Raw genomic sequence first — 26,919 nt, forward strand, 5'->3', positions numbered from 1 at the left:
GAGTGTCTGCAGGGAGACAGTTTGGTCGTCCGTTGCTTATAGCGAAGAAGGTTGCGTTATATGCAACAAGATGCCGGACCTGGTCTCGGTCCTCACCGGGTCCCGGCGAAGTCCTCTCCCTCCCCTCGTCGATCGCTCCGGGGGAGCGATCGACGTCCTCCCGCCCTCCAGAACATCAGGCCGAATGACGCATTCGGCCGTCCCGTCGACGAGGAGATCGACCGTGACACACGAGGTGCGCGCCGTCGTCGCCCGCAAGAAGGGCGCCCCGGTCTCGGTGGAGACCGTCCTGGTGCCGAACCCCGGCCCCGGTGAGGCGCTGGTGCGGGTGCAGGCCTGCGGCGTCTGCCACACCGACCTGCACTACCGGGAGGGCGGGATCTCCGACGAGTTCCCGTTCCTGCTCGGCCACGAGGCCGCAGGCGTGGTCGAGGCGGTCGGTGAGGGTGTCACCGACGTCGCGCCCGGCGACTTCGTCGTCCTCAACTGGCGCGCCGTGTGCGGCACGTGCCGCGCCTGTAGCAAGGGCAAGCCGTGGTACTGCTTCGCCACCCACAACGCCACCCAGCCGATGACGCTGGCCGACGGCACCCCGCTCTCCCCGGCCCTCGGCATCGGTGCCTTCGCCGAGAAGACCCTGGTCGCCGCCGGCCAGTGCACCAAGGTGGACTCGACCGCCTCTCCCGCGGCGGCCGGGCTGCTCGGTTGCGGCGTGATGGCCGGGTTCGGCGCGGCGGTCAACACCGGCGGCGTCGGCCGCGGCGACTCGATCGCGGTGATCGGCTGCGGCGGCGTGGGCATGGCCGCCATCGCGGGCGCCAAGGTCGCCGGTGCCGGCCGCATCATCGCCGTAGACGTCGACGAGCGGAAGCTGCAGTGGGCCGAGCGGTTCGGCGCCACCGACACCGTCGACTCCTCCAAGACCGACGCCGTCGAGGCCGTCCGCGCTCTCACCGGAGGCTTCGGCGCCGATGTCGTCGTGGACGCGGTGGGCCGTCCCGAGACCTACAAGCAGGCCTTCTACGCCCGCGACCTGGCCGGCACCGCCGTTCTGGTGGGCGTCCCCACCCCGGAGCTGACCCTCGACCTGCCCCTGCTGGACGTCTTCGGCCGCGGCGGCGCGCTGAAGTCTTCCTGGTACGGCGACTGCCTGCCCTCCCGCGACTTCCCGGCCCTGATCGACCTCTACCTGCAAGGCCGCTTCGAACTGGGCGCATTCGTCAGCGAGAGGATCGCCCTGGATGAGGTGGAGGCGGCGTTCGAGAAGATGCACCACGGTGAGGTCCTGCGCTCGGTGGTGGTCTTGTGACCGCGCGGATCGAGCACCTGGTCACCTCCGGAACCTTTCAACTGGACGGGGGCAGCTGGGAGGTGGACAACAACGTCTGGCTGGTCGGCGACGACGACGAGGTCCTGTGGAAGGCGGTGCATGCTCCGCGGGAGCCCGGCTGCTGGGAGCTGATCGACGGCGAGGACCTGACCGTGGCCGGCATCGCCCTGCGGGTGCGCGACTGGATCTCGCGCGGCCGCTGACCCGCCGTCACCGCTCCAAGAACGCCCGCCAGCACCACGAACGCCCGTCACAGCACTACGAACCTGGAGGAAGACCATGGCGGCACAGCCGAAGGTGGTCATCATCGGCGCCGGCATCGTCGGGTGCGCACTCAGCGACGAACTGACCGCACGCGGCTGGACGGACGTCACCGTTCTGGAGCAGGGCCCGCTCTTCGCCACGGGCGGCTCCACCTCCCACGCCCCCGGTCTGGTGTTCCAGACCAACGGCTCCAAGACGATGACCGAGTTCGCCCGGTACACGGTCGAGAAGTACAGCGCGCTGACCCTGGACGGACAGTGGTGCTTCAAGCAGGTCGGCGGCCTGGAGGTGGCCACCAGCCCCGAACGGCTCGCGGAGATCCAGCGCCGGCACGGATGGCTGACCTCCTGGGGAGTCGACAGCCGCCTCCTCACGCCCGAGGAGTCCGCCGCGCTCCACCCCCTGCTGGACCCCGAGCGGATACTCGGCGGCTTCCACATCCCCAGCGACGGCCTCGCCAAGGCGCTGCGGGCGAGCGAGGCACAGGCCCGCCTGGCGACGGCCCGCGGCGCCCGCTTCCACGCCCACCACACCGTGACCGGCATCGAGACGACCGGCGACCGGGTCAGCGCGGTCGTCACCGACCAGGGAACCTTCCCGGCGGACATCGTGGTCTCCTGCGCCGGTTTCTGGGGACCGAAGATCGGCCGTATGGTCGGGCAGCCGGTACCGCTGGTGCCCCTGGCCCACCAGTACGCCCGCACCACCGCACTCCCGCAGCTCAAGAGGCGCAACGACGAGCTCACCGAGGCGCCCCTGCCGATCCTGCGCAACCAGGACGCCGGCCTGTACTACCGCGAACTCGTCGACCGCATCGGCATCGGCTCCTACGCCCACCGGCCCATGCCCGTCTCCCTGGACGAGGTCGCGCACCCGCGTGACGCCGTGATGCCGTCCTCGCTGGAGTTCACCGAGGCCGACTTCGAAGGCGCCTGGGCCGACTCCCTCACCCTGCTCCCGTCCCTGTCGGACGCCAAGATCGACGAGGGCTTCAACGGCATCTTCTCCTTCACCTCCGATGGCATGCCGCTGATGGGCGAATCGCCCAAGGTCCAGGGCTTCTGGCTCGCGGAGGCCGTGTGGGTCACCCACTCGGCCGGCGTGGCCAAGGCCATGGCCGAGTGGCTGGTCGACGGCCGCCCCGGCACCGACGTCCACGAGTGCGACGTCAACCGCTTCGAGGAGGTCCAGCTGGCGCCCTCGTACGTGCACGAGCGCAGCTGCCAGAACTTCGTCGAGGTGTACGACATCCTGCACCCGCTGCAACCGGCGGAACGCCCGCGCCCGCTGCGGATCAGCCCCTTCCACTCCCGTCAGGAGGCCCTGGGCGCGGTCTTCCTGGAGGGCGGCGGCTGGGAACGCCCGCACTGGTACGAGGCAAACGCCGACCTGCCCGAGGTGGCCCGCGTCCCCGGCCGCAACACCTGGGCGTCCCGCTACTGGTCGCCGATCGCCGGCGCCGAAGCCCTCGTCACGCGTGAACGCGTCGCCCTATACGACATGACCCCGCTGAAGCGGCTCGAGGTCACCGGCCCGGAAGCACTCGCCTTCCTCCAGAAGCTGACCACCAACCAGCTCGACAAGCCGGTCGGTTCGGTCACCTACACCCTGCTGCTCGATGCCGCCGGCGGCATCCGCAGCGACCTGACCATCGCCCGCCTGGAGACCGAGCGCTTCCAGATCGGCGCCAACGGCAACCTCGACCTGGACTGGCTGCGTCGGCGCCTGCCCGGTGACGGCTCCGTGCAGGTACGGGACATCACCGCCGGCACCTGCTGCCTCGGCGTGTGGGGACCGCGCGCCCGCGACCTCGTGCAGCCGCTCACCGACACCGACTTCTCGCACCAGGGCTTCGGCTACTTCAAGGCCAAGCAGGCCTACCTCGGCGACGTCCCGGTCACCGCGATGCGGCTGAGCTACGTCGGCGAGCTCGGCTGGGAGATCTACACGACCGCCGACCTCGGCGCCAAGCTGTGGGACACCCTGTGGGAGGCCGGGCAGGACCTGGGGATCATCGCCGCCGGCCGGAGCGCCTTCAACAGTCTGCGCCTGGAGAAGGGCTACCGCTCGTGGGGCCATGACATGACCACCGAGCACAATCCCTACGAGGCCGGCCTCGGCTTCGCCGTCCGCCGGAACAAGCAGCACTTCACGGGCAAGGCCGCGCTGGAGGGTATCGACGACGAGACGGTCACCCGCCGGCTCACCCCTCTGGTCATCCAGGACCAGCAGTCCGTGGTGATGGGCCACGAACCGGTCTACGTCGACGGCCGCCCGGTCGGCTACGTCACCAGCGCCGCCTACGGCTACACGATCGGCGCACCGATCGCCTACGCCTGGCTGCCCGCCGAACACGCCGCCCCCGGAACCCCGGTGGAGATCGAGTACTTCGGCGCCAAGGTCGCGGCCGTCACCGCCGCCGAGCCCCTCTTCGACCCCGAGATGTCCCGTATCCGTCGCTGAACCGGCCCGACCACCAGCAGCACCACACCCTCACCGGCAAGATTCCCAGGAGATGGACACATGGCCTCTTCGTACGACGTGATCGTCGTCGGCCTGGGCGGGATGGGCAGCGCAGCCGCCTATCACCTCGCCGCCCGCGGTCAGCGCGTGCTCGGCCTGGAGCGCTTCGGCCCCGCCCACAACCTCGGCTCCAGCCACGGCGGATCACGTATCTACCGGCAGGCCTACTTCGAGGACCCGGCCTATGTGCCGCTGCTCCTCCGTGCCCACGAACTGTGGGAGAAGCTCGCCGCCGACTCCGGACGCGAGGTCTTCACCGAAACCGGCGGCCTCATGATCGGCCGTGAGGACAGCGAGGCCTTCGCCGGCACCCTGCGCAGCGCCCACGAATGGGGCCTCGACCACGAGGTCCTGGGTGCCGCAGACATCCGGCGCCGCTTCCCCACCTTCAACCCCGCGGCCGAGGACGTCGCCTTCTACGAGCGCAAGGCCGGCATCGCCCGGCCCGAGGCGACCGTCACCGCCCACCTGGACCTGGCCCGGGCCCACGGCGCGGACCTGCACTTCGCGGAGATGGTCCTCGCCTGGGAGGCCGACGGCCCGGGCGGCAAGCCCTGGGTGGTGACCGACCGCGGCACCTACACCGCCGACCGGCTCGTCATCGCCCCCGGGGCCTGGGCGCCGAAGCTCCTGTCCGACCTCGGCGTGAGCGTCACGGTGGAGCGCCAGGTCATGTACTGGTTCCAACCCGAGGGCGAAACCGGCCCGTTCACCGCCGACCGGCACCCCGTCTACATCTGGGAGGACCCGGACGGCACCCAGATCTACGGCTTCCCCTCGCTCGACGGCCCCGACGGCGGCGCCAAGGTCGCCTTCTTCCGCAAGGGCGTCCCCAGCGACCCCGACCACCTCGACCGCCGGATCCACCCGGACGAGATCGCGGCCATGGCAGATCATCTGCGTCCGCGCATCCCGACCCTGCCCGGCCGCTTCCTCAAGGCCGCGGTCTGCATGTACGCCAACACCCCGGACGAGCACTTCGTCCTCGCCCAGCATCCCGAACACCCGCAGGTGACTGTGGCCTGCGGATTCTCCGGCCACGGGTTCAAGTTCGTCCCCGTCATCGGCGAGATCCTCGCCGACCTTGCCACCGAAGGCGCCACCGACCACCCCATCGCCCTGTTCGACCCCCGCCGCGTGCGCGTCTGACATCTTCCGCGTCTGACATCTTCCGAAGGTGACACGATGACCATCACGAATCTGCCGCCCAGCCTGATCCCCACGCTGTCCGGCGACTACTACACCGACCCCGAGGTCTTCGCCCAGGAGCAGGAGCGGGTCTTCGAGGCCATGTGGTTCTGCGTGGCCCGCGCCGCCGAGCTGGACAAGCCCGGCGCCTTCCGCACCTACCAGGTGGGCCGCGAGAGCGTGCTGATCTCCCGCTCGCGGGACGGCTCGATCAAGGGCTTCCTCAACATCTGCCGGCACCGCGGCGCCAAGCTCTGCACCGAGGAGTCCGGCGAGGTCAAGCGGGCCTTCCAGTGCCCCTACCACGCCTGGACCTACGGCCTCGACGGCAAGCTGGTCGCCGCGCCCAACCTGACGTCGATGCCGGACATCGACCGCACCGAGTACGGCCTGATCAACGTCCATGTGCGCGAGTGGCTCGGGTACGTGTGGGTGTGCCTGGCCGACAACCCGCCCTCCTTCGAGGCCGACGTGCAGGGCGCGGTCGTCGAGCGGCTCGGCGACCTCGAGTCGATCGAGCGCTACGGCATCGACGACCTCAAGGTAGGCCGCCGTATCACCTACGACGTGAAGGCGAACTGGAAGCTCATCATCGAGAACTTCATGGAGTGCTACCACTGCGCCACCATCCACCCCGAACTCACTGAAGTCCTCCCTGAGTTCGCGGACGGCTACGCGGCCCAGTACTACGTCGGCCACGGCGCGGAGTTCGGCGAGGAGGTCCAGGGCTTCACCGTCGACGGCTCAGAGGGTCTCGACCGCATTCCCGGTGTTGCCGAGGACCAGGACCGCCGCTACTACGCCATCACCGTCCGGCCGCAGGTCTTCATCAACCTCGTCCCCGACCATGTGATCTTCCACCGGATGTACCCGATGGCGCCCGACCGCACGGTCGTCGAGTGCGACTGGCTGTATCTGCCGCACGTCGTGGAGAGCGGCAAGGACGTGGACCGTTCGGTGGAGCTGTTCCACCGGGTCAACCAGCAGGACTTCGACGCCTGTGAGCGCACCCAGCCGGCGATGAGCTCGAAGGCGTACGCCAAGGGCGGCGTCCTGGTGCCCAGCGAGCACCACATCGGCGAGTTCCACACCTGGCTGCAGAACAAGCTAGAGGTGAGGCCCACGCACTGACCCCTCCCCACCCCCAGTACTGCCCGTCCACCTGCTGTTGCGGCCCCTCCGGCAGGTGGACGGGTCATTGGGCTGCCCTGTTGCGAGTTGTGCAACCTTGAGCGCCATCAGGAATTGATGTGGGAGTCCGCCCTCTTGACAACCCCTGCGCTCCACGGAAAGCATGTTGCGTATAGCGAATATCGTTGTGTCATATGAGACAACCCTGTCTGGAGCCGGCATGAGGAGCATCACCGTCGTCGGAGCGTCGCTGGCAGGCCTGAGCACGGTCCGCGCGCTGCGCGCAGAGGGCTATGACGGCGAGATCGTCGTCGTGGGGGAGGAGCGCCACACTCCCTACGACCGCCCGCCGCTGTCCAAGGACTTCCTCAAAGGCGACCTCGACGCCGACGCGCTCGCCCTCGGCGACGCGGACGAATACGAGGACCTGGACGTGCAGTGGCTGCTCGGCGAGCGCGCGGTGCGGCTCGACCCCGTCGCCCGGACCGTCACCCTGACCGGCGGACGGCATGTACGCACCGACGGGGTCGTCGTCGCGACCGGCGCCAGTCCCCGGACCCTCCCGGGTACGGACGGGCTGGCCGGAGTCCACACCCTCCGCACCCTGGACGACGCTCTGGCCCTCCGCGCCGAACTGTTGGACGGCCTGCCACGGGTCGTCGTCATCGGCGCCGGCTTCATCGGCGCCGAGGTGGCTTCCACCGCCCACCGGCTCGGCCTGCACGTCACCGTCGTCGAGGCGCTCGACGTACCGCTGGAACGCCAACTGGGACGCGCAATGGGGCTGGTGTGCTCCTCGCTCCACACCGATCACGGGGTTCGCCTGCTGTGCGGAACCGGCGTGGCGGAGCTCATCGGCGATGGCCGGGTCTCGGGCGTACGGCTGGCGGACGGGCGGGTGCTGCCCGCCGACATCGTCGTGGTCGGGGTGGGCGTCAGGCCCGCCACCGACTGGCTCGCCGGTTCCGGCGTGCAGGTGGACGACGGCGTGGTGTGCGACGCCGGCGGCTCGACAAGTGTCCCGGGCGTGGTCGCCGTCGGCGACGTCGCCCGCTGCCCCAACCCCTTCACCGGACGCCACGCCCGCATCGAGCACTGGAGCAACGCCACCGAGCAGGCGAAGACCGCCGCCCGCACGCTGCTGACCGGTGTGTCGGCCCCCGCCCCGCTCACCGCGCCGTACTTCTGGTCCGACCAGTACCAGGTGCGCATCCAGCTCGCCGGACACGTCGCCCCCGGCGCCGAGCCCGAAGTCGTCGAAGGTGACCTCGACAGCCGTTCCTTCACGGCCGTCTACCGGCGCGAGGGCACCCCCGTCGCCGTGCTCTCGCTCAACCAGCCGAAGTTCTTCAACCGGTTGCGCCGCACCCTCGTCCCTGCCGCCGCGGTCGCCGTCTCATGAGTTCCCCGCCTCAACTCCCCCAGCCGCCCGCACGGGAGATCGCCATGAGCGTTCCGCGGCACCTGCGTTACACCTGGGACCACGAGTGGCTGGTCGTGCACGAGGGCAACGCCACGGTCGGCATCACCGCCTTCGCGGCGCAGGCCCTCGGTGACGTCGTCAACCTCCGACTGCCCGAAGTCGGCACCTGGGTCGAGGCGGGGGAGAGCTGTGGCGAGATCGAGTCACTGACGGCCGTCAGCGGCTTGTACGCCCCCGCCTCGGGCCGGGTCCTGGAAGTCAACACCGCGCTGGCCGACGACCCCGGCGCCGTCAAAGCCGCCCCCTACACCGGCGGCTGGCTGTTCCGGCTACGGGTCGAGAACATCGCCGGCGCGCTGTCCGCCGATGCCTACGCCGCCCACTGCGCCCACACCCAAGGAGACCGCCGATGACCCTGTTCAACCAGCCCCTGCACGAGCTCGACCCCGAGGTCGCCGCCGCGGTCGACGCCGAGCTGAACCGTCAGCAGTCCACCCTGGAGATGATCGCCTCCGAGAACTTCGCGCCGGTCGCGGTGATGGAGGCGCAGGGCTCGGTCCTGACGAACAAGTACGCCGAGGGCTACCCCGGCCGCCGCTACTACGGCGGCTGCGAGCACGTCGACGTCGCCGAACAGATCGCCATCGACCGCCTCAAGGAGCTGTTCGGCGCCGAGTACGCCAACGTCCAGCCGCACTCGGGCGCCTCGGCCAACCAGGCTGCGCTGTTCGCCCTCGCCCAGCCCGGCGACACGATCCTGGGGCTGGATCTGGCCCACGGCGGTCACCTCACCCACGGCATGAAGATCAACTTCTCCGGCAAGCAGTTCCACGTGGTCGCGTACCACGTGGACTCCGAGACCGGCCTGGTCGACATGGCCGAGCTGGAGCGGCTGGCCAAGGAGCACCGCCCGAAGGTGATCATCGCGGGCTGGTCGGCGTACCCGCGCCAGCTGGACTTCGCCGAGTTCCGCCAGATCGCCGACGAGGTCGAGGCGTACCTGTGGGTGGACATGGCGCACTTCGCGGGGCTGGTCGCGGCGGGCCTGCACCCCAACCCGGTCCCGTACGCCGATGTGGTGACGTCCACGACGCACAAGACGCTGGGCGGGCCGCGCGGCGGCATCATCCTCGCCCGCAGCAAGGACTTCGCGAAGAAGCTGAACTCGTCCGTGTTCCCGGGCTTCCAGGGCGGTCCGCTGGAGCATGTGATCGCGGCCAAGGCGGTCTCCTTCAAGGTCGCCGCGAGCGAGGAGTTCAAGGAGCGGCAGCGCCGTACGGTCGAGGGCGCGAAGATCCTCGCCGAGCGGCTGACGGCCGCCGACGCCCGTGAGGCCGGGGTGAACGTGCTGTCCGGGGGCACGGACGTGCACCTGATCCTGGTCGACCTGCGTGAGTCCGAGCTGGACGGCCAGCAGGCCGAGGACCGCCTCCACGAGGTCGGCATCACCGTCAACCGCAACGCCGTCCCCAACGACCCGCGCCCGCCCATGGTGACGTCCGGCCTGCGCATCGGCACCCCGGCCCTGGCCACCCGCGGCTTCACGGCGGAGGACTTCGCGGAGGTCGCGGACGTCATCGCCGAGGCGCTCAAGCCGTCGTACGACGCGGAGGCGCTCAAGGCCCGCGTGAAGGCCCTGACCGCCAAGCACCCGCTCTACCCCGGCCTGTAAACCGACACCCTCCCGCAGGGGCGTGCCTGCGACCGCTCGGCACGCCCCTCCAATCCCACGGAGTATGGCGTGGCAATCAGCGTCTTCGACCTGTTCTCCATCGGCATCGGCCCGTCCAGCTCGCACACCGTCGGCCCGATGCGCGCCGCCGGGATGTTCGTCGCCCGGCTGAAACAGGACGGCGTGCTCGCCCAGACCGCCGCGGTACGGGCGGAGCTGTTCGGCTCCCTCGGTGCCACCGGCCACGGCCACGGCACCCCCAAGGCGGTGCTGCTCGGCCTGGAGGGCAACGAGCCGCACACGGTCGACGTCGCTCAGGCCGACCTGGACGTCGAGCGGATCCGCAGCACCGGGCGCATTCGCCTCCTCGGTGCCGAGATCGGTCCGGCCCACGAGATCGACTTCGACGCTTCGACCCAGTTGGTGCTGCACCGCCGGCGCTCGCTGCCGTACCACGCCAACGGCATGATCCTCTTCGCGTACGACGCCGACGGTGTGCCGCTGCTGGAGAAGACGTACTACTCGGTGGGCGGCGGCTTCGTCGTCGACGAGGACGCGGTCGGCGCGGACCGGATCAAGCCCGACGACACGGTGCTGGCGTACCCGTTCCGCACCGGCGACGAGCTGCTGCGGCTCTCCCGGGAGACCGGCCTGTCGATCTCCGCGTTGATGCTGGAGAACGAGAAGGCCTGGCGCACCGAGGCGGAGATCCGCGCGGGCCTGCTGGAGATCTGGCGGGTCATGGAGGCCTGCGTCTCACGGGGGCTGGGCCGCGAGGGCATCCTCCCCGGCGGCCTGAAGGTCCGTCGCCGGGCCGCCGCGGCGGCCCGGGCGCTGCGCAGCGAGGGGGACCCGGCGGCCCGCGCGATGGAATGGGTGACCCTCTACGCGATGGCCGTGAACGAGGAGAACGCCGCGGGCGGCCGGGTCGTCACCGCTCCGACGAACGGCGCGGCGGGCATCATCCCCGCCGTACTGCACTACTTCCTCGACTTCGTGCCGGGCGCCGACGAGGACGGCATCATCCGCTTCCTGCTCGCGGCGGGCGCCATCGGCATGCTCTTCAAGGAGAACGCGTCCATCTCCGGCGCCGAGGTCGGCTGTCAGGGCGAGGTCGGCTCGGCCTGCTCCATGGCCGCCGGAGGTCTCGCCGAGGTCCTCGGCGGCAGCCCCGAACAGGTCGAGAACGCCGCCGAGATCGGCATGGAACACAACCTCGGCCTCACCTGCGACCCGGTCGGCGGCCTCGTCCAGATCCCGTGCATCGAGCGCAACGGCATGGCCGCGGTCAAGGCTGTCACCGCTGCACGCATGGCCCTGCGCGGCGACGGCCGCCACCACGTCTCCCTCGACAAGGTCATCAAGACCATGAAGGAGACCGGCGCCGACATGAAGGTCAAGTACAAGGAGACCGCCCGCGGCGGACTCGCCGTCAACGTCATCGAGTGCTGAGGAGGCGGACGGAGCGGAGAGGGATCGCAGCCATGCTCATCGACACCTTCGGTCGCGTCGCCACCGACCTGCGGGTCTCGCTCACCGACCGGTGCAACCTGCGCTGTACGTACTGCATGCCCGAAGAGGGCCTGCAGTGGCTGGCCAAGCCCGATCTGCTGACGGACGACGAGATCGTCCGCCTCATCCACATCGCGGTCACCGAACTCGGCGTCGAGGAGGTCCGCTTCACCGGCGGCGAGCCGATGCTGCGCCCCGGCCTCGTCGGCATCGTCGAGCGATACGCAGCCCTCGCACCGCGCCCCAAGCTGTCGCTGACCACCAACGGCATCGGCCTGCGGCGGACCGCCGAGGCGCTGAAGGGCGCGGGCCTGGACCGGGTCAACGTCTCGCTGGACACGCTGCGCCCCGCCGTCTTCAAGGCCCTGACCCGGCGTGACCGCCACCGCGATGTACTGGAGGGCCTGGCGGCTGCCCGCGCCGCCTGGAGAGCCTGCGCACCCGCTTCACGCTCACCCCTGAGCCGGACGAGGCTCGCGGCTCCGCGCCCGCCGAGCGCTGGATCGTCGACGGGGGCCCGGCCCGCGTCGGCGTCATCGCCTCCGTCAACCGCCCCTTCTGCCGGGCCTGCGACCGCACCCGGCTCACCGCCGATGGCCAGGTGCGCCCCTGCCTGTTCGCCCGTCAGGAGTCCGACCTGCGCGGAGCGCTGCGCTCCGGGGTGCCGGACGAAGAGATCGCGGGGCTGTGGCAGCGCGCGATGTGGGGGAAGAAGGCCGGCTCCGGCCTCGACGAGCCGTCCTTCCAACAGCCCGACCGGCCGATGTCGGCCATCGGGGGCTGACGCCCGAGGCGTAGAGCGGAACGACGTCCACAGAAAGAACCGGGAGTGAGGCCATGGGACGGGTCACCGAGCGACGGCGCGTGTTGCGGATCCGGGACGGTGCGGTGAGCACGCGCCCGGACACGCTCGTCGCGGAAGAGCCGTTGGAGATCCGCCTGAACGGCAAGCCGCTGGCCATCACCATGCGCACGCCTGGTGACGACTTCGCGCTCGCCGCCGGGTTCCTGGTGAGCGAGGGCGTCGTCGGTCGGGCCGCGGATGTGGCGAACATCGTGTACTGCGCGGGCGCCACGGAGGACGGTTCGAACACGTACAACGTCGTCGACGTGCAGCTGGCCCCCGGCGTGCCGCTGCCCGACATCACGCTCGAACGGAACGTGTACACCACGTCGTCGTGCGGCCTGTGCGGGAAGGCCAGCCTGGACGCCGTACGGACCACCACGCGGTGGCCGATCGCCGACACGCCCCCGGTCCGGGTCACCCCCGAACTGCTGGCGGTCCTGCCCGACCGACTGCGGGCCGCGCAACGGGTGTTCGACCGCACCGGTGGTCTGCACGCCGCCGGACTGTTCTCGCCCGACGGCGAACTGCTGGACCTGCGGGAGGACGTCGGCCGGCACAACGCCGTCGACAAGCTGATCGGCCGCGGGCTGCAGTCCGGCCAACTGCCGCTGTCCCGGAGCATTCTGCTGGTGTCCGGCCGGGCGTCCTTCGAGCTGGCGCAGAAGGCGGTCATGGCGGGCATCCCGGTGCTGGCGGCGGTCTCGGCGCCGTCCTCCCTAGCCGTGGACCTGGCGGCGGAGACGGGGCTCACGCTGGTCGGCTTCCTGCGCGGCGGCTCCATGAACGTGTACGCGGGGGAGCAGCGCCTCGACCTGCGTGCCAGGGCAACCGCGGGAGCCGGTACGTGACGCGGCTCGAAGGGTTCCAGCGCACCCGTAGCCACGGCAACACCCTCGTCGGCCCGCCCCGACTGCGGCCACCCGGCACTCACTGCCGCCCCCGGCGCGTCGCCATGCTCAGCGTGCACACCTCACCCCTGCACCAGCCCGGAACCGGCGACGCGGGCGGCATGAACGTCTACATCGTCGAGCTCGCCAAGCGCCTCGCCGCCATCGACATCGAGGTGGAGATCTTCACCCGGGCGACCTCCGCCGCGCTCCCGCCCAGCGTCGAACTCGCGCCCGGCGTCCTGGTACGGCACGTGGCCGCCGGACCTTACGAGGGCCTGGCCAAGGAGAACCTGCCCGCATACCTGTGTGCCTTCACGCACGGCGTGACGCAGGCCTGGGCCGGCCACCGCCCCGGCCACTACGACCTGGTCCACTCCCACTACTGGCTCTCCGGCCACGTCGGTCGCCTTGCCGCCGAGCGCTGGGGCGTCCCGCTCGTCCACGCCATGCACACCATGGCCAGGGTCAAGAACGCCTCCCTCGCCGAGGGCGACACTCCCGAGCCCGCGGCTCGCGTGTTCGGCGAGACTCAAGTCGTGCGGGACGCCGACCGGTTGATAGCGAACACCGAGAAGGAAGCGGAGGAACTCCTGCGCCACTACGACGCCGACACCGGCCGGGTCGCCGTCGTCCACCCCGGTGTCAACCTGGAGCGCTTCCGGCCCGACCCTTCCGGCATCGAGGCCGGCCGAGCCGCGGCCCGGTCCCGCCTCGGCCTCCCGCAGGACGCGCTGATCCCCCTGTTCGTGGGCCGCATACAGCCGTTGAAGGCGCCGGACGTCCTGCTGCGTGCGGTGGCCCGGCTGCTGGAGGAGCGGCCGCGGCTGCGTGAGCGGATCGTGGTGCCCGTCGTGGGCGGGCCCAGCGGCAGCGGCCTGGCCAAGCCGGAAGGGCTGCAGAAACTGGCGGCTTGCCTCGGCATCTCCGACGTCGTCCTGTTCCGACCGCCGGTCGGCCAGGCCCAGCTCGCCGACTGGTACCGGGCGGCGTCCGTCCTGGTCATGCCGTCCCACAGTGAGTCCTTCGGTCTCGTGGCCGTCGAGGCACAGGCCTGCGGCACCCCGGTGATCGCCGCGGAGGTCGGTGGCCTGCCGGTGGCCGTACGAGACGGGGTGAGCGGCGTTCTCGTACCCGGGCACGATCCAGCGGACTACGCGCGGGCGCTGTGCGGCTTCGCCGAGGACCCGGCCCGCGCCGCCCGGATGAGCGAGGCCGCGGTCCGGCACGCCCGGTCCTTCGGCTGGGCCGCGGCCGCAGCGGCGACGGCGGATGTGTACACGGCGGCCCTGAACCCGCGTCTGCCTGACCTAATCTCGTGATCAACCCTTGGCCATGACTTGGTCCCGCCTGACTCCGACCGCAAGTCCCAGGTCAAGCGGTGGCTGAGTTTCCGGCACCCACAGGGCTGACGGCGGTCGCCCACCCCGCCGGAGGCGTTATGCGGGGGCGGTAGGCGCCACCGATGTCGTTGCGTGCATAGATCAGGCCCGGCTCGCTCTGGCTGAAGACGCTGCCTGTTACGAGACAGCCGCCGACGATCTCCGCGTTGCGCCAGACGTACCCCCGGGAGGATCGTGCCGAGGCCGTTCGTGGTCGAGCGACTGCAGGCGAACGGGGGCGGGTCGCTCCGCCGTGCTCGTCACGCGCACTCTTCGGTCGTCGACGGCGGAGGTGAGGATGGATTCCAGGATGTCCAGCACGTGATAGGCGAGGGCGCCCCCGGCTCTCGGTTCCTCGCCGGGCGGTGTCAACGCCAGATCCGCGACTCCATACCCCCGCCCGGCGTCGCGGTATCCCGCGGACACGGGAAGGGTTTCCCATGCGTCGCTATGGAGGCGGCGCAACTGCACCTCTCCGTCGAAGTGGTTCGGGTCTGGGACCGCGAGGCTGCCGGCTTCGCCGTGGATCTCGATGTTCGCCGACTTCGTGGCGACGGCGTCGAAGCTCATGAGGAGGGTGGACAGCACCCCGGACGCATGCGTGAGGATGCCGGTGACGTGGGTGTCGGTGCTGACCGGTATCACCTCGCCGCTGCGCGGGCCGGACGCGATGACCCTGGTGGGCCGGGTGCGGCTGGCGGTCCCGAGCACCGAGGTGACCGGGCCGAGCAGCGTGACCAGGGCGGACACGTAGTACGGGCCCATGTCCAGCAGGGGGCCTCCGCCGGGCCTGTAGTAGAAGTCCGGGTTCGGGTGCCACAGTTCGTGGCCGGGGACGACCATGGTGGCTGTCGCTGCGATGGGTGCGCCGATCAGTCCTGCGTCGATCGCTGCACGAGCGGTCTGGACGCCGGTCCCCAGGACCGTGTCGGGAGCGCAGCCGACGATGACCCCCGCCTTCGCCGCCGCTTGGAGAACGGCTCGCGCCTGGGCGGTGGTCGCGGCGAGCGGCTTCTCCCCGTAGACGCTCTTCCCGGCCGCGATCGCCTGAAGGGCTACCTCCGCGTGTGCGTCGGGGACGGTCAGATTGACCAGCAGTTCCACATCGGCGGCGGACAGCAGCTCTGTGACCGTGCACGCTCTCACGCCGGTGCGGCCCTCGGCGGCTGCCGCGGCGCGGTCTGGGTCGAGGTCGGCGACGGCGACCAGGTTGACCGCCTCCAGCCTGTCGAAACTCGCAAGGTACTGGCCGCTGATGACACCGCAGCCGATCACGCCGATGTTCAGCGGCTTGCCCACAGCAGTCCTCTTTCGATGATGGTTCGCACATTGGGGTCCTTCAGCACCGGCATGTGGTGACCGGGGGTGGTGACGAACACCCGGCCCTGTCCCCACTGCCTGGTCCAGATGGCCGGGGACACGACGGGCCGGTTCCACGGGTCCCAGTCCCGTACTTTCTGCGTGGTCGTGGCCAGCACATCGATGTAGTCGTCACAGAGCACCCAGTACTGCTCCGTGACGAGTTCGAAGTCGCCGATGCCGCGGGTGATGGGATGGTCAGCGGCCGCCGGCAGCATGTTGACGGTGTAGGGGACGTAGTTGTCGGACTGCTCGCCTGTGCGTTCCGTAGGATGCACCCCGGGATGGCAGGCGAACTGTCCGCCGATCAGGTGGAGGTAGTCGGAGCTGTTGCGGTAGGAGTCGGCTATGCCGCCGTGCCATCCGGCAAGGCCCGTGCCTGCCTCGACCGCGGCGCGCAGGCCCTGCAACTCCGCTTCCTCGATGGTCGACATGGTCATGCACTGCACGACCAGGTCTACGTGGGCCATGAAGGAGGCGTCCGCGTAGATCCGAGGAGACTCCTCGACGCGTACCTCGTACCCGTGGTTCTGCAGATGGGGAATGAACAACTCGGTTGCTTCGACGGGTTGATGGCCGTCCCAGCCGCCGCGCACGACAAGGGCTTGTCTGCGGTGCATTGGCGAACGTTCTCCTTCGGTGGAATCGTGCGGGCGCCGCTCAACAGTCGGCGAGGGCGCGGAAGCGAAACCTCTGCCTGAGGAGGAGCGGACGCGAAGCTAGCATCTCCATGCCTACCCGGCCGAGGGGTCCGTCCTCCCCCGGCTGACGACCGATATGGCGGTCAGTGCGAGGCGTCGTACGCCTCCTGATAAAGCTTCAGGAACTGCTTCAGGCCGAGCTTGTCCAGGTCGGCCTTGTAGGTGTCCCAGTCCGCGTCGAGGGACTTCCTGCCGGTGATGAACTGCACGTTGCTCTGCTGGACGAAGGTGCCGATGTTGATCTGAAGGGTGGCGAGTTCCTGCGCCTTGGCGGGGTCGATCCAGGTCTCCTCGAACGGGAAGAGCAGGTCCTTGGGTGCGGTGGCGGCCACGGGGACGTGCCGTCCCAGCCCGCGCGGACGACCAGGGCTCACGCTTGGCGGATGTCACCGGAACTCCCCAGGGGAGGTGGAGGATGCGGGGGAGGGGAGGGACGCGGGCTCGGTGGCGAGGACGCGGACGTCCCAGGCGCCGAGCCGCACGGGCGTGCCGGCCGGGACGGCGCCGCCGTCCAGGGCGTCGGTCAGGTCCACGTCCTCGGGTGCCTGGGCGATGGCGGGCTCCCAGCTCCAGTTGTGGACTACGTGGACGCGCCGCCCGTCCTCGGCGGTGCCGGTCGCGACGGTGACGGAGTCCGGCAGGTCCCGCCAGCCGGCGCACGGGGCTGGTGCGAGCCACGCGGCGAGCGCGCGGGCGAGCTCGCGCCCGGGAACGGTCCCGACACAGGTGACGCGTCCCGCGCCGTGACGGCGGGTGGTGACGGCGGGCCACCGCCCGAAGTGCGGGTGCTCGTACGTGGCGAGGACGTCGGCGTCGTCCACGGCGAGCCCCTCGACCCACCGAGTCGCCACGGCGCCGGCGCCCAGCGTGAGAGGGCTTCCCGGGGTGGAGCGCAGCGGCAGGTCGGCGTGGAGGTTGCTGAACTCGTCGTAGCGCACGCCCGCGGCCTTCACCAGGCGGGCCGGTGTCACCTCGTGGCGAGCCCGCGCCTCGTGGTCGCCGTAACCGGTGCGGGGTCCGAGGACGAGGTGGCCGCCCGCCTCCGCGTAGGCGGCGAGCCAGTCGAGCATGCCGTCGTCCGCCACGTACAGTCCGGGAGCGATGAGGACGGGGTGCCGCTCGGCCGCCGCCTCGGGGGCGATTCCCGGGCGTTCGCCGCTGGGGTCGTGCAGCTGGCGGGCGTGCAGGATCCGCACCTGTCGTCCCGCCTCGAACGCTCCTCGGTAGAACGGGTCGAAGATTCCCTCGTACGCGCCCGCGTCCGGGCCGCCGTCAGGGGCCGAGAGCGGCGGGTGTTTGCGCATCAGCCACTTGCTGGGCGCGGAGTACACCATGGCGATGTCGGTGTCCGGGGTTAGTCCGGCGACGAGATCGCCCGCGCGCTCGAACTCGCCGCCCAGGCGGCTGAGTTCGGTGTAGACGCGGCCCGGTCGTCCGCTGTGCGGCAGGACGCCGCCCCAGTACGTCTCGGTGCCGAAGTGCAGGGTATGCCAGTGCCAGTACTCGATCATGCGGGCGCCGCGTGCGACCAGTGCCCACGCGGCCTGCCGCCACTGGCCGTCGAAGGCGGGCCGGTTGTCGGAGGGGCCGCCGATGGCCTGGGCGTTGGTCTCCGTGATCAGGAACGGCTCCTGGCGCGAGCTGTAGATCCGGTCGGCGCTCAGGTGCAGCGCCCATGCCCCGTACGCCGTCCACTGCTGGGGCAGCTTCTCGCGCGGCGGCTCGGGCATCGTGAGACTGTCCTGCATGTCGTAATACGGGTTGCCCGCGGTTACGTCCAGCGCGTCGGTGAGTTCGTCGTCCTCCAGGCCGGGGTAGCCGTAGGCGAGGCAGGTGGTGACGAACTGCTCCGGGCGTGCGTACTCGCGCACGATGCCTGCCTGCCAGGCGATGAACTCGGTGGTCCGGCGCGCCTGGAAAGCCTGCCAGGCCAGGTCGTACTGGGGCTGGGCGTTGCCCTCCGGCTTCCACAGGTCGGCCCATGTGGTCAGCCGGTGCGACCAGTACACCAGCCCCCACTCGCGGTTGAGGGTCTCCACATCGCCGTAGCGCTGCCGCAGGTCGTCAACGAACCGCTGGAAGACGCCGTGGTTGTGCGGCAGCCGCGGGCCGGGCTCGTTGTCGACCTGGAAGCCGATGACCGCGGGGTGGGAGGCGTACCGGGCCACGATCGCGCGGATCACCCGCTCCGCGTGGAAGAGGAACGCCGGGTGGGTGATGTCGACCTCCTGGCGGCCGCCCCATGCGGCGGGGTGGCCGGCGGCGTCCTCGGCGGCGATCTCCGGGTACTGCCGGGCCAGCCACGGCGGCACCGCGTAGGTCGGGGTCCCCAGGACGACGGATATGCCGCGTTCGTGGGCGCCGTCGAGAACCGGCCGCAGCCAGTCCAGCTCGAAGCGCCCGTTCTCCGGTTCCCATGTGGACCAGACCGACTCGCCGACCCTGATGACGCTGAACTTCGCCTTCGCCATCAGATCGAGGTCGGTCTTCAGTCGCTCGTAGGGCTGGTACTCGTGGTAGTAGGCGGCGCCGAACAGGACGCGCGGGGGCAGAGATGTCATGCGGGAGACCTCGCGGAGCAGTGGGCGAGAAGGAACGGAGGAGTGGGGGTCCCGGCGTCCGGGACATGAGGGGGCGGACGGTCAGGCGGGGTCCGGCTGGGTGAGCAGCCCGGCACCGTCGATGCTCGGGGTGGCGGCCTCGGCGGTGCGCAGGTGCTCCCACGCCAGTTCCGGCCCCGGCGGCAGCTTCGAGCCCGGCGGCAGAGCACCGGTGCGGATCAGATCACGGATCTGCCCGATGGCCTTGTCGGTCAGCGACACTCCGGCCTGCCTTCCCCTCCGCGGTGCATCTGACCCCGCACTCCATTGATGGGATGTATATATAGGCGCCAAGAGTCGTCGCCGTCCAGACCTTGCGCCGAGGAAGGTCAACTGCCTCTGGAAATCGCCGAGGTGTGCGTGGGTGCCGTCGCTTGGGGAAGCGTCTAAGCATCCCACCAATTCTTGAACGTGCTCCGTGCGGCGTGCGACGTGCGGAGCAGGTCATCGGCCCCGGATCGGCCTTGGTCCCGCGCCCAGTCCGGCCGCGGTCAGCTCGGCGGCGGTGTAGTCGCCACATCTTGAGGCGAGACACGACAGCTCAACCGCTGTGAATCAGCGGCGCCCCCAGTTCATCCGCCACTCGGGCCAGGCGGTCGTGCCACCAAGCCGCCCGCCCTGGGTCCGCGAGCCGGAATTCATCGAGCAACGCCGGATCGGGCGCAGGCGGTGTGCGCGGCACTGGAAGGCAGCCGTCCACGGGCCGGAACGCGTGCCCCGCGGACACGGTGTCGCCGTCGAGCAGGCCCACCGTCCCGAGCCCGCAGGCGAATTCGAGTTCCGGCAGGGCTCCGGCGAGCGCGAGCTGGGCGGCGAGGCCGACGCTGGTCTCCAGCGCGGATGACACGACACAGGGCAGTCCGGCGGCCTCGGCGACCCGCAGGGCGCGGTGCACGCCGCCGAGCGGGGTGCACTTGATCACCGCGATGTCGGCGGCACCGGCGACGGCCACCTTCAGCGGGTCGTCGGCGCGACGGATGGACTCATCGGCGGCGATCCGCACCTCGACCCTGCGGCGTACGGTGGCCAGCTCATCGACAGTACGGCAAGGCTGCTCGACGTACTCGAGTCCGCCGGCGGCGCGGTCGATCCGTCTGATGCGGGTGACGGCAGTGTCGACGTCCCAGCGGCCGTTGGCGTCGACGCGGATGTTCCCGCCCGGTCCGAGGGCCGAGCGGACGGCTTCCACCCGGGCGAGGTCCTCGGCCAGTGAGTCCGGGTGGTCGGCCACTTTGACCTTCGCGGTACGGCATCCGGAGTGCGCGACGATCTCGAAGGCACGCTCCGGGGCAACCGCCGGTACCGTGGCGTTGACCGGGATACGGTCCCGGACCGGTGCGGGCCAGCCGACAGTGGTCTGCTCGACGGCGGTGTTCAGCCACGATGCCGCTTCGTGATCGTCGTACTCCGTGAAGGGACAGAATTCGCCCCATCCGAGAGGGCCGTGCACAAGCATGCCTTCGCGGACAGTGATGCCTCGGAACGGGGTGCGCATCGGAATGGCGTAGACGTGTAGGGCGGCGATGCGGGTGGCGTCGTTCATCGGGTTGTGGTGGCCTCTTCTCGGCGCGTGGCGGGGATGTTTCTTCTGGTGGTGCGGCCAGTAGATGTTCGATATCAGGCTCTCGTCGAGCTCGGCGCCCAAAGCTCCCAGAACCCTGGTCATCGGGTGAAGGTGAAAGGCGCGAGCATCGACAGAGACATACGGGTGTGGGGCCTGTACAGCGGGCCCCACACCCATTAAGCCTTCAATTCCGGGGCCCGAGTTGTGGCGTTGAACTGCGGCGTGGAATAGTGGGCTCATTCAATTCAACAGGGCGGCAGCGGGAAAGTTCGACATTCGCCTTGATGGGCGAACGCGGCGCATTGTTCATTCCCCGGTCGGCGGCCGGGGAATGAACAATGCGTGGAGGACGCGTTCTTCGGTTGCTGGGCCGGAGCCGACACCGACTTCGTCGGTGCGCGCATGCTGCTGCACGGGACCCGGGGCAGAACTGGCTGGCCGCCAGGACCGCTGCTGTGGTCGGCAATCAGACGGCCTTCCGTGCAGGCCTGGCTCGAACCCGGGGCCTACCGGGCCGTCCCCTCTGCCAGGCAGCTCGGCAGTCAGGCACCTCGGCACAGGCACCTCGGTGGCAAGTCCAACGCCCGCCGCTGCCGCCCGGCGTGTACGTCACCATTCCGTCCTCCGACGTCGTCGGCCATGGGCCTCGGGCCCGTTTCGACGACCACGGCGCGCAGGCAGCGAGCACGGAGATCGGCCAGTGTCTGGAGACCAATGAACTCGCAGTCGCAGGTGAACTCGCAGTCCACAGCGCAGCTGAAGTCGCAGTCGAACCCTCAGTCGGCTCAGCAGCCCCTTCCGTCGGCCTCTCATCCTGAACCGCATCCCGCCGCGCCGGGATCGGCGCCGTCCGTGATCTCGGCGATCGTCGTCGACGAGCTCGTCCGGGGCGGGGTCGAGACGTTCGTCTACTGCCCCGGTTCGAGGAACGGCCCCCTCGGATTCGAACTCACCCGGCTGGCCGACGCGGGGGACATCAGCCTCCACGTGCGGCTGGACGAGCGGTCCGCAGCCTTTCTCGCCCTCGGCATGACGAAGGCGACGGGTGTTCCGGCCGCGGTCGTGACCACCTCCGGTACGGCGGTGGCGAACTTGCTGCCCGCCGTGACGGAGGCCAACTACTCCCGGATCCCCATCGTTCTCCTGACGGCGAACCGCCCGCTCGCCGTCCTCGGCACGGGGGCCTCGCAGACCGTCGAGCAGACCCAGCTGCTCACCTCGCAGGTGCGTCATGTCCAGCACGTAGAGGTCGGGGCGGAGCTGACTCCGGACACGAACGGCGCCGTACGTTCGCAGATCTGCCACGCCCTGGGCATCGGGGCCGGACGGCTCCAGGGGCGGCCCGGCCCCGTGCAGATCGATGTGCCGCTGCCGTCCGGACTCCCGCCCGAGCAGCGCAACGTGCCCTTCCCTGCCGGTCGTACGGAAGGGCGGCCATGGATCCGGACCACGTCCCGGAGCCACGTGCCCCAGACACCGTACGAGGTCGATCTCCGGCGCCCGACGGTCGTCGTCGCGGGCGACGGGGCGGACCTCACGGCCGTACCCGACACCATCGCGTGCGTCGCCGAACCGACCGCCGACACCGGCGGGCGTACGTCCCTGCACCCCTGGGTGCTGGACCACATACGGCCGGAACAGGTCGTGGTCTGCGGCCGTCCGACGCTGCACCGGAATGTGGGGCGGTTGCTGGCCCGCTCCGACGTCACCGCCGTCGTCGTCGGTGACGGCGACGACTGGATCTATGCCGCTCCGCACATCGACGTGCTGACTGCGCACCTGGAGTTCACCGGTGAAGTGACCGCGTCGTGGGCGGAGGAGCTCGCGCGGGTCGACCGGGCCCTGCGGCGTGCGTGGTCGGACGTCCTGGGCGACGGCGGCCGGCCGCGCACCGGTCTGGACGTCGCGAGAGCGGTGCTCGACGCACTCGAACCCGGTGATCTGCTCTGGCTCGGGGCCTCGAATCCGGTCAGGGACGTGTCGTTGACGGGGTCCGTGCCCTCCGGGGTCCAGGTGCTGTCGAACCGCGGTGTCGCCGGCATCGACGGCAATGTCAGCGGGGCCGTGGGGGCCGCACTGGCCGTACCCGAACGCACTGTCGTCGCGCTGGTCGGCGATCTCACCTTCGCCTACGACGCGTCCGGTCTGCAGGCCGGCGTTCTGGAGCGGGTGCCGGACAACCTGATCGTCGTCGTCTCGAACGACGCGGGCGGCGGCATATTCGAGGTACTGGAGCAGGGGCATCCCACATACAAGACGGACCCCTACGCCGACACCTTCGAGCGGATCTACGGCACTCCGCAGAACGTCGACTTCGAAGCCTTGTGTCACTCCTACTCGGTCTCCCACCGCACCGTGGACACCGACGAACTCGGCACCGCCCTGTCGGCGGCTCGTCACGCGAACAGGCCGTGCGTCCTCGAGGTCCCCGTCTCCCGCACGACGTTGCGCGACGTCCACGCGGCGGCACGGCAGGGTGTCGACGCCGTGCTCGCCCCCACGTTCTCCCCGGCCGGGCGGCTCATCACGGCGGACGCTGCCGGTGCGCCCGTCCTCGTCGGTCAGTCAACGAGCCAGGCCATGAGGCCATGAGTCAGTCAACGGGAGTACGGACATGACCCTTGAGATACCGGCCTCATCAACGGCGGCCGGTCCGACCACCGAGGACGCCGTCGGCAACCGCAGTACCAACCCGGCCGCCAACCCGTTCGATCCTGCGTGCTGGCGGAAGGTCGAGGGCTTCGACGACCTGCGTGACACGACGTACCACCGCGGTGTCGAACGCGACGCCGACGGCCACGTCGTACAGGACCTTCCGTGGGTACGGATCGCCTTGGACCGTCCGGAGGTGCGCAACGCGTTCCGGCCCGGGACGGTCGACGAGCTGTACCGCACGTTGGACCACGCCCGGATGTCCTCGGATGTCGGTGCGGTCATCCTGACCGGCAACGGCCCCTCGCCCAGGGACGGCGGCTGGGCGTTCTGCTCGGGAGGCGATCAGCGCGTCCGAGGCCGCGACGGCTACCGCTACGCCGACGGCGACACCGCGGCGGACATCGACCCGGCTCGCGCCGGCCGGCTGCACATCCTGGAGGTGCAGCGCCAGATCCGCACCATGCCCAAGGTCGTCATCGCCGCCGTGTCCGGCTGGGCGGCCGGCGGAGGGCATTCGCTGCATGTGGTCTGCGATCTCACCATCGCCTCCCGCGAGTTCGGCAGGTTCAAGCAGACGGACGCCACGGTGGGCTCGTTCGACGCCGGCTACGGGTCCGCGCTGCTGGCCCGACAGGTGGGCCAGAAGTTCGCCCGCGAGATCTTCTTCCTCGCCCGCGAGATCGATGCCGATCGCATGCACGCGATGGGAGCGGTCAACGAGGTCGTCCCGCACGCGGAGCTGGAGCGTACGGCGATCGAGTACTGCCGTGCCGTGACGGCCCAGTCCCCGCAGGCGACCCGGATGCTGAAGTTCGCCTTCAACCTCCCCGACGACGGCATGGTCGGGCAGCAGGTCTTCGCCGGGGAGGCGACCCGCCTGGCCTATATGACCGACGAGGCCGTCGAAGGACGCAACGCCTTCCTGGAGAAGCGTGCTCCCGACTGGTCCGGCCACCCCTACTACTTCTGAGGGAGGGGCTGTGTCCGTCATCCCTTTGCGGCCCGTCGTACTGCCCGAGGACCCCGCCGGGGCCGTCGATGTCCTCCTGCGCTCGACCGAGGACATGTACGACGGCGGTCACGCGATCGCCCCGGTCACGAGCGTCGCTCAGGCGCGGGACCTGGCCCGGACCGTCCCCGACGGCACCGGAGTGGTGCTGTCGACGTCGGGTTCGACCGGCGTTCCGAAGCGGACGGTCATCCCGCGGAGCGCGCTGCTGGCCTTCTGTTCGGCATCGCTGAACCGGCTCGGCGGCGGCGGCAGTTGGCTGCTGTGCCTGCCGGCCGGATTCGTGGCCGGGTTCCAGGTCGTCTCCCGCGCCGTCATCGGCGGGGCGGGTGTGACACCGCTCGGCAACGGCCGGTTCGACGCCGTGCGCTTCGCGGCGGCCGCCCGCCGCATGGGGTCCGGCCGACGGTACACGGCGCTGGTCCCCACCCAGGTCAAGCGCCTGCTCGCGGACGCCGACGCCAGGGCCGCCCTGGCGGACTTCGACAAGGTCCTGGTCGGCGGGGCACCCCTCGACCACGCCACGGCCGCGCGTCTGCGTGAGATCACGGACGTCGTGGTGACGTACGGCATGACGGAGACCGGCGGCGGATGCGTCTACGACGGACAGCCGCTCGACGGCGTGCGGCTGCGCATCGTGGACGGCATCGTCCATGTCGGCGGTGACACGGTGGCGAGCGGCTATCTCGGTGCGGCCGGCGAGGAATCGGCCAGGTTCTACACCGACGGCGGCCGGCGCTGGTTCCGGACCTCCGACCGAGGCCGCTGGGACGACGACGGCCACCTGATCCCACTCGGCCGGGCCGACGACCTCATCAACACCGGCGGGGTCAAGGTCTCCGCAGAAGCCGTGGAGCGGATCCTGGTCGGCGTCGACTGGGTCGACAGCGCCGTGGTCATGGGACTTCCCGACCACGAGTGGGGCGAACTCGTCTGCGCCTACGTCATCCCGCGCGCGGGAACGACGACCCGGGACACCGAAGCGCTCCGGGACCGGATACGCGGGCAGATGGGCGGGACGGCGATCCTGAAGAAGATCGTCTTCAGCGACGACGTGCCCCTGCTGCCGAATTCGAAGATCGACCGGCTGGAGATCCGTGAGCGGCTGAGGGCCGCCATGAGCAGCGCAGGTGCTCGCAGCAGTACTCACCGCAGTTGTCACGGCAGTAGTCACAGCAGGGAAGGCGGACATGGCAGTTGACGTGTTCTGGCGGTGTCCTTCGGCGACACCTCCGCCCTCGCCACCGCCATGGCCATGGAAGGGCGTTCGACTGCGTCGAGCTCAACGCCGCCAACGGCTGTCTCCTGCCGATTGCGGACCCCAGGCGTTTCTGCGGCGGCGACAGGAAAGGACACACCGACCATGAACCGTGGACTGACCCGAGCCGGCCGCGGACCCATGCCTGACCACGCGAGGCCACGGACAGGCCGTTCCCGGCGACGCCTGATCGCCGCGCCGGCTGGATTCCTCCTCCACGGCCCCAGCGGCTCCGTCGGGCTCGACGGCCCACTGACCAGCTTCAGGGGCCTGTCCGAGGCGGAGAACGCCGTACGCGAGGGAACGCACGGAAACATCGTCGCGGGCGCGGTTCCGTTCGACCAGGAATCAGGAACCTCGTCGTTCTACCTGGGACGGCGCGTTACCGGCCGACCGGCCGTCCTTGGGCGGCCCACCCGACGCAGTCAGTTCGTCCCCGACGTCATCTTCAACGACACCGAGATCGCCGGTTACATACGCATGGTCGATCACGTGCTGCCGATGCTGCGGTCGCCGAACGACGTCTTGGAGAAGATCGTCGCGGCACGAGCCGAACGGTTCTTCACCACCGAGCCCGTCGACCCGCTGCAGCTGTACGGGCGGATCGTGGACATGTACCCCCGGGTCCACAGCTACCTCGTAGAGCACCTGGAGACTCCCGGTGTCTACACCATGGGGGCAAGCCCGGAGCTCTTCGTGAAGAAGACCGGCGACATCGTCACCATGACCCCGTTGGCCGGAACCATCCCACGGAACCCGTCGCTGTCCACGCCGGAGGACACGGCGCGGGCCCATGCCGAACTGTTCACCGACAAGTATCTGGTCGAGCATCGTCACCTGGTCGAGTTCATGCTGAAGGGCCTGGCACCGTTCTGCACTGTGGTGGACCACACCCACGAACCCCAGCTGATCGATGTGCCCGGCGTCTGGCACCTGGGAACGCCCATCCGCGGCCGCCTGACCAGCCCCGGGGTACGCGTCGCCGATCTCGTGTCGGCACTCCACCCGTCGCCGGCCGTATGCGGCGTCCCCCAAAGCGCATCGCTCCAACTGATCACAACGAACGAATCGCCGCGTGGCTACTACGGCGGGCTCGTCGGCTGGCTCGACAGCAACGGCGACTGCGAGCTGTACATGGCGCTGCGCGGCCTCGACTTCGATGCACGGAACGGCTGCCTGACCCTCCGGGCCGGTGGCGGCATCGTCAAAGGCAGCCGCATGGACGTCGAGTTCACGGAGACCACGGCGAAGCTCGCAACGATGCGTCGAGTGCTGGGCATCACGCCGCTTCTCGAGGCGTCCGCGTCCTCCCGTTCCGGCCGGCCCGTGCGAGAAGCCGCGAACGCCTGACGCCTGAACGTCACTTCCTCCGCGTCCACCGGCCGCATCAATCCTGCAGCAGCGGCCGTGCGGGGCCGTAGAGGCCAGGCTGATTCTCAGCCCGTCCGGCGCTTGAGGACGAGCCCGTTACCGGGGCCGACCCGTTGCGGGTCAGCGGTGGTAGCGGGCAGAGCCCTGTGTGTGACGCCCACCGGCCCCTGGGCACGGCAAGGCCGGGGGACCGGTGGCGTCGTTCGGTGAGGAGTGGGGGATACCGGATCCGGGGAAGGACTC

The 26,919-nt window shown here is 70.1% G+C and carries 19 protein-coding genes and 3 pseudogenes; 16 read left to right on the plus strand and 6 right to left on the minus strand.

Features of this window, described 5'->3' with window-relative positions; translation table 11 throughout:
• Positions 1-223 precede the first annotated feature (223 nt).
• The 12 genes and pseudogenes from STSP_RS13205 to mshA all read left to right on the plus strand — a co-directional run bounded on the left by STSP_RS13205 (position 224) and on the right by mshA (position 14,099).
• Positions 224-1,309 (plus strand): S-(hydroxymethyl)mycothiol dehydrogenase, encoded by a 1,086-nt coding sequence (locus STSP_RS13205; RefSeq protein ID WP_067276461.1) that lies wholly within the window; start codon positions 224-226, stop codon positions 1,307-1,309.
• Positions 1,306-1,416, plus strand: a pseudogene (locus STSP_RS37020) (MBL fold metallo-hydrolase); the annotation flags it as partial. The gene STSP_RS13205 and the pseudogene STSP_RS37020, both read left to right, overlap by 4 nt.
• 193 nt (positions 1,417-1,609) lie before the next feature.
• Positions 1,610-4,057 (plus strand): GcvT family protein, encoded by a 2,448-nt coding sequence (locus tag STSP_RS13215; protein ID WP_067276466.1) that lies wholly within the window; start codon positions 1,610-1,612, stop codon positions 4,055-4,057.
• A 60-nt stretch (positions 4,058-4,117) separates the two neighbouring features.
• Positions 4,118-5,266, plus strand: coding sequence for an N-methyl-L-tryptophan oxidase (gene solA / locus STSP_RS13220; protein ID WP_067276469.1), 1,149 nt, complete (start codon positions 4,118-4,120; stop codon positions 5,264-5,266).
• Between the two features lie 36 nt (positions 5,267-5,302).
• Complete coding sequence (locus STSP_RS13225; protein WP_067276472.1) at positions 5,303-6,436, plus strand: aromatic ring-hydroxylating oxygenase subunit alpha; 1,134 nt, start codon at positions 5,303-5,305, stop codon at positions 6,434-6,436.
• Between the two features lie 220 nt (positions 6,437-6,656).
• Positions 6,657-7,838: an NAD(P)/FAD-dependent oxidoreductase gene (locus STSP_RS13230; RefSeq protein ID WP_067276477.1), complete on the plus strand. Its 1,182-nt coding sequence runs from the start codon at positions 6,657-6,659 to the stop codon at positions 7,836-7,838.
• 44 nt (positions 7,839-7,882) lie between these two features.
• Positions 7,883-8,272, plus strand: coding sequence for a glycine cleavage system protein GcvH (gcvH, locus tag STSP_RS13235; RefSeq protein WP_067276478.1), 390 nt, complete (start codon positions 7,883-7,885; stop codon positions 8,270-8,272).
• A complete protein-coding gene (gene glyA, locus STSP_RS13240) occupies positions 8,269-9,531 on the plus strand; it encodes a serine hydroxymethyltransferase (protein WP_067276480.1) in 1,263 nt (420 codons plus the stop codon). The genes gcvH and glyA overlap by 4 nt, the downstream gene beginning before the upstream one ends.
• A 69-nt stretch (positions 9,532-9,600) precedes the next feature.
• Positions 9,601-10,983: an L-serine ammonia-lyase gene (locus tag STSP_RS13245; protein ID WP_067276483.1), complete on the plus strand. Its 1,383-nt coding sequence runs from the start codon at positions 9,601-9,603 to the stop codon at positions 10,981-10,983.
• A gap of 32 nt (positions 10,984-11,015) precedes the next feature.
• A pseudogene (locus STSP_RS13250) lies at positions 11,016-11,827 on the plus strand (GTP 3',8-cyclase MoaA).
• Between the two features lie 53 nt (positions 11,828-11,880).
• Positions 11,881-12,738 carry a formate dehydrogenase accessory sulfurtransferase FdhD gene (fdhD, locus tag STSP_RS13255; protein ID WP_067276486.1) on the plus strand — a complete coding sequence of 286 codons (858 nt, stop codon included), beginning with the start codon at positions 11,881-11,883 and terminating at the stop codon, positions 12,736-12,738.
• Positions 12,735-14,099, plus strand: coding sequence for a D-inositol-3-phosphate glycosyltransferase (gene mshA, locus STSP_RS13260; protein WP_067276489.1), 1,365 nt, complete (start codon positions 12,735-12,737; stop codon positions 14,097-14,099). The genes fdhD and mshA overlap by 4 nt, the downstream gene beginning before the upstream one ends.
• A gap of 198 nt (positions 14,100-14,297) precedes the next feature.
• On the opposite strand, the gene STSP_RS13265 is transcribed toward mshA, so the two are convergent.
• From STSP_RS13265 to STSP_RS13290, 6 genes and pseudogenes are all read right to left on the minus strand, one after another.
• Positions 14,298-15,458 carry a Gfo/Idh/MocA family protein gene (locus tag STSP_RS13265; RefSeq protein WP_078067140.1) on the minus strand — a complete coding sequence of 387 codons (1,161 nt, stop codon included), beginning with the start codon at positions 15,456-15,458 and terminating at the stop codon, positions 14,298-14,300.
• Positions 15,443-16,138 (minus strand): ThuA domain-containing protein, encoded by a 696-nt coding sequence (locus STSP_RS13270; RefSeq protein WP_067276492.1) that lies wholly within the window; start codon positions 16,136-16,138, stop codon positions 15,443-15,445. The genes STSP_RS13265 and STSP_RS13270 overlap by 16 nt, the downstream gene beginning before the upstream one ends.
• Before the next feature lie 164 nt (positions 16,139-16,302).
• Positions 16,303-16,551 carry a hypothetical protein gene (locus tag STSP_RS13275; protein ID WP_067276495.1) on the minus strand — a complete coding sequence of 83 codons (249 nt, stop codon included), beginning with the start codon at positions 16,549-16,551 and terminating at the stop codon, positions 16,303-16,305.
• Between the two features lie 54 nt (positions 16,552-16,605).
• The gene (locus STSP_RS13280) at positions 16,606-18,780 is read right to left on the minus strand and encodes a beta-galactosidase (RefSeq protein ID WP_067276498.1); all 2,175 of its coding nucleotides are present in this window, start codon (positions 18,778-18,780) and stop codon (positions 16,606-16,608) included.
• Positions 18,781-18,942: 162 nt separating this feature from the next.
• A pseudogene (locus STSP_RS38370) lies at positions 18,943-19,041 on the minus strand (GntR family transcriptional regulator); the annotation flags it as partial.
• Positions 19,042-19,360: 319 nt separating this feature from the next.
• Positions 19,361-20,485 carry an o-succinylbenzoate synthase gene (locus tag STSP_RS13290; protein ID WP_232789616.1) on the minus strand — a complete coding sequence of 375 codons (1,125 nt, stop codon included), beginning with the start codon at positions 20,483-20,485 and terminating at the stop codon, positions 19,361-19,363.
• Positions 20,486-21,235: 750 nt separating this feature from the next.
• Here STSP_RS13290 and menD point away from each other — a divergent pair.
• The 4 genes from menD to STSP_RS13310 all read left to right on the plus strand — a co-directional run bounded on the left by menD (position 21,236) and on the right by STSP_RS13310 (position 26,655).
• Positions 21,236-22,975, plus strand: a complete 1,740-nt coding sequence (gene menD / locus STSP_RS13295) for a 2-succinyl-5-enolpyruvyl-6-hydroxy-3-cyclohexene-1-carboxylic-acid synthase (RefSeq protein WP_198547329.1) — start codon at positions 21,236-21,238, stop codon at positions 22,973-22,975.
• 22 nt (positions 22,976-22,997) lie between these two features.
• Complete coding sequence (locus tag STSP_RS13300; RefSeq protein ID WP_067276506.1) at positions 22,998-24,008, plus strand: 1,4-dihydroxy-2-naphthoyl-CoA synthase; 1,011 nt, start codon at positions 22,998-23,000, stop codon at positions 24,006-24,008.
• Between the two features lie 10 nt (positions 24,009-24,018).
• Positions 24,019-25,248, plus strand: a complete 1,230-nt coding sequence (locus STSP_RS13305) for an AMP-binding protein (RefSeq protein WP_067276509.1) — start codon at positions 24,019-24,021, stop codon at positions 25,246-25,248.
• 162 nt (positions 25,249-25,410) lie between these two features.
• Positions 25,411-26,655: an isochorismate synthase gene (locus STSP_RS13310; protein WP_157902829.1), complete on the plus strand. Its 1,245-nt coding sequence runs from the start codon at positions 25,411-25,413 to the stop codon at positions 26,653-26,655.
• Positions 26,656-26,919: the final 264 nt, after the last annotated feature.

Source organism: Streptomyces jeddahensis (genome assembly GCF_001642995.1).
In the GTDB taxonomy this organism is placed as follows: domain Bacteria; phylum Actinomycetota; class Actinomycetes; order Streptomycetales; family Streptomycetaceae; genus Streptomyces; species Streptomyces jeddahensis.

Coding starts and splice junctions, on each gene's coding strand:
- STSP_RS13225 (WP_067276472.1), top strand. CDS start 5,303: ATGACCATCACGAATCTGCCGCCCAGCCTGATCCCCACGCTGTCCGGC.
- STSP_RS13270 (WP_067276492.1), bottom strand. CDS start 16,138: ATGCACCGCAGACAAGCCCTTGTCGTGCGCGGCGGCTGGGACGGCCAT.
- STSP_RS13310 (WP_157902829.1), top strand. CDS start 25,411: ATGAACCGTGGACTGACCCGAGCCGGCCGCGGACCCATGCCTGACCAC.
- STSP_RS13300 (WP_067276506.1), top strand. CDS start 22,998: ATGACCCTTGAGATACCGGCCTCATCAACGGCGGCCGGTCCGACCACC.
- fdhD (WP_067276486.1), top strand. CDS start 11,881: ATGGGACGGGTCACCGAGCGACGGCGCGTGTTGCGGATCCGGGACGGT.
- solA (WP_067276469.1), top strand. CDS start 4,118: ATGGCCTCTTCGTACGACGTGATCGTCGTCGGCCTGGGCGGGATGGGC.
- STSP_RS13230 (WP_067276477.1), top strand. CDS start 6,657: ATGAGGAGCATCACCGTCGTCGGAGCGTCGCTGGCAGGCCTGAGCACG.
- gcvH (WP_067276478.1), top strand. CDS start 7,883: ATGAGCGTTCCGCGGCACCTGCGTTACACCTGGGACCACGAGTGGCTG.
- STSP_RS13215 (WP_067276466.1), top strand. CDS start 1,610: ATGGCGGCACAGCCGAAGGTGGTCATCATCGGCGCCGGCATCGTCGGG.
- glyA (WP_067276480.1), top strand. CDS start 8,269: ATGACCCTGTTCAACCAGCCCCTGCACGAGCTCGACCCCGAGGTCGCC.
- STSP_RS13280 (WP_067276498.1), bottom strand. CDS start 18,780: ATGACATCTCTGCCCCCGCGCGTCCTGTTCGGCGCCGCCTACTACCAC.
- STSP_RS13290 (WP_232789616.1), bottom strand. CDS start 20,485: ATGACCAGGGTTCTGGGAGCTTTGGGCGCCGAGCTCGACGAGAGCCTG.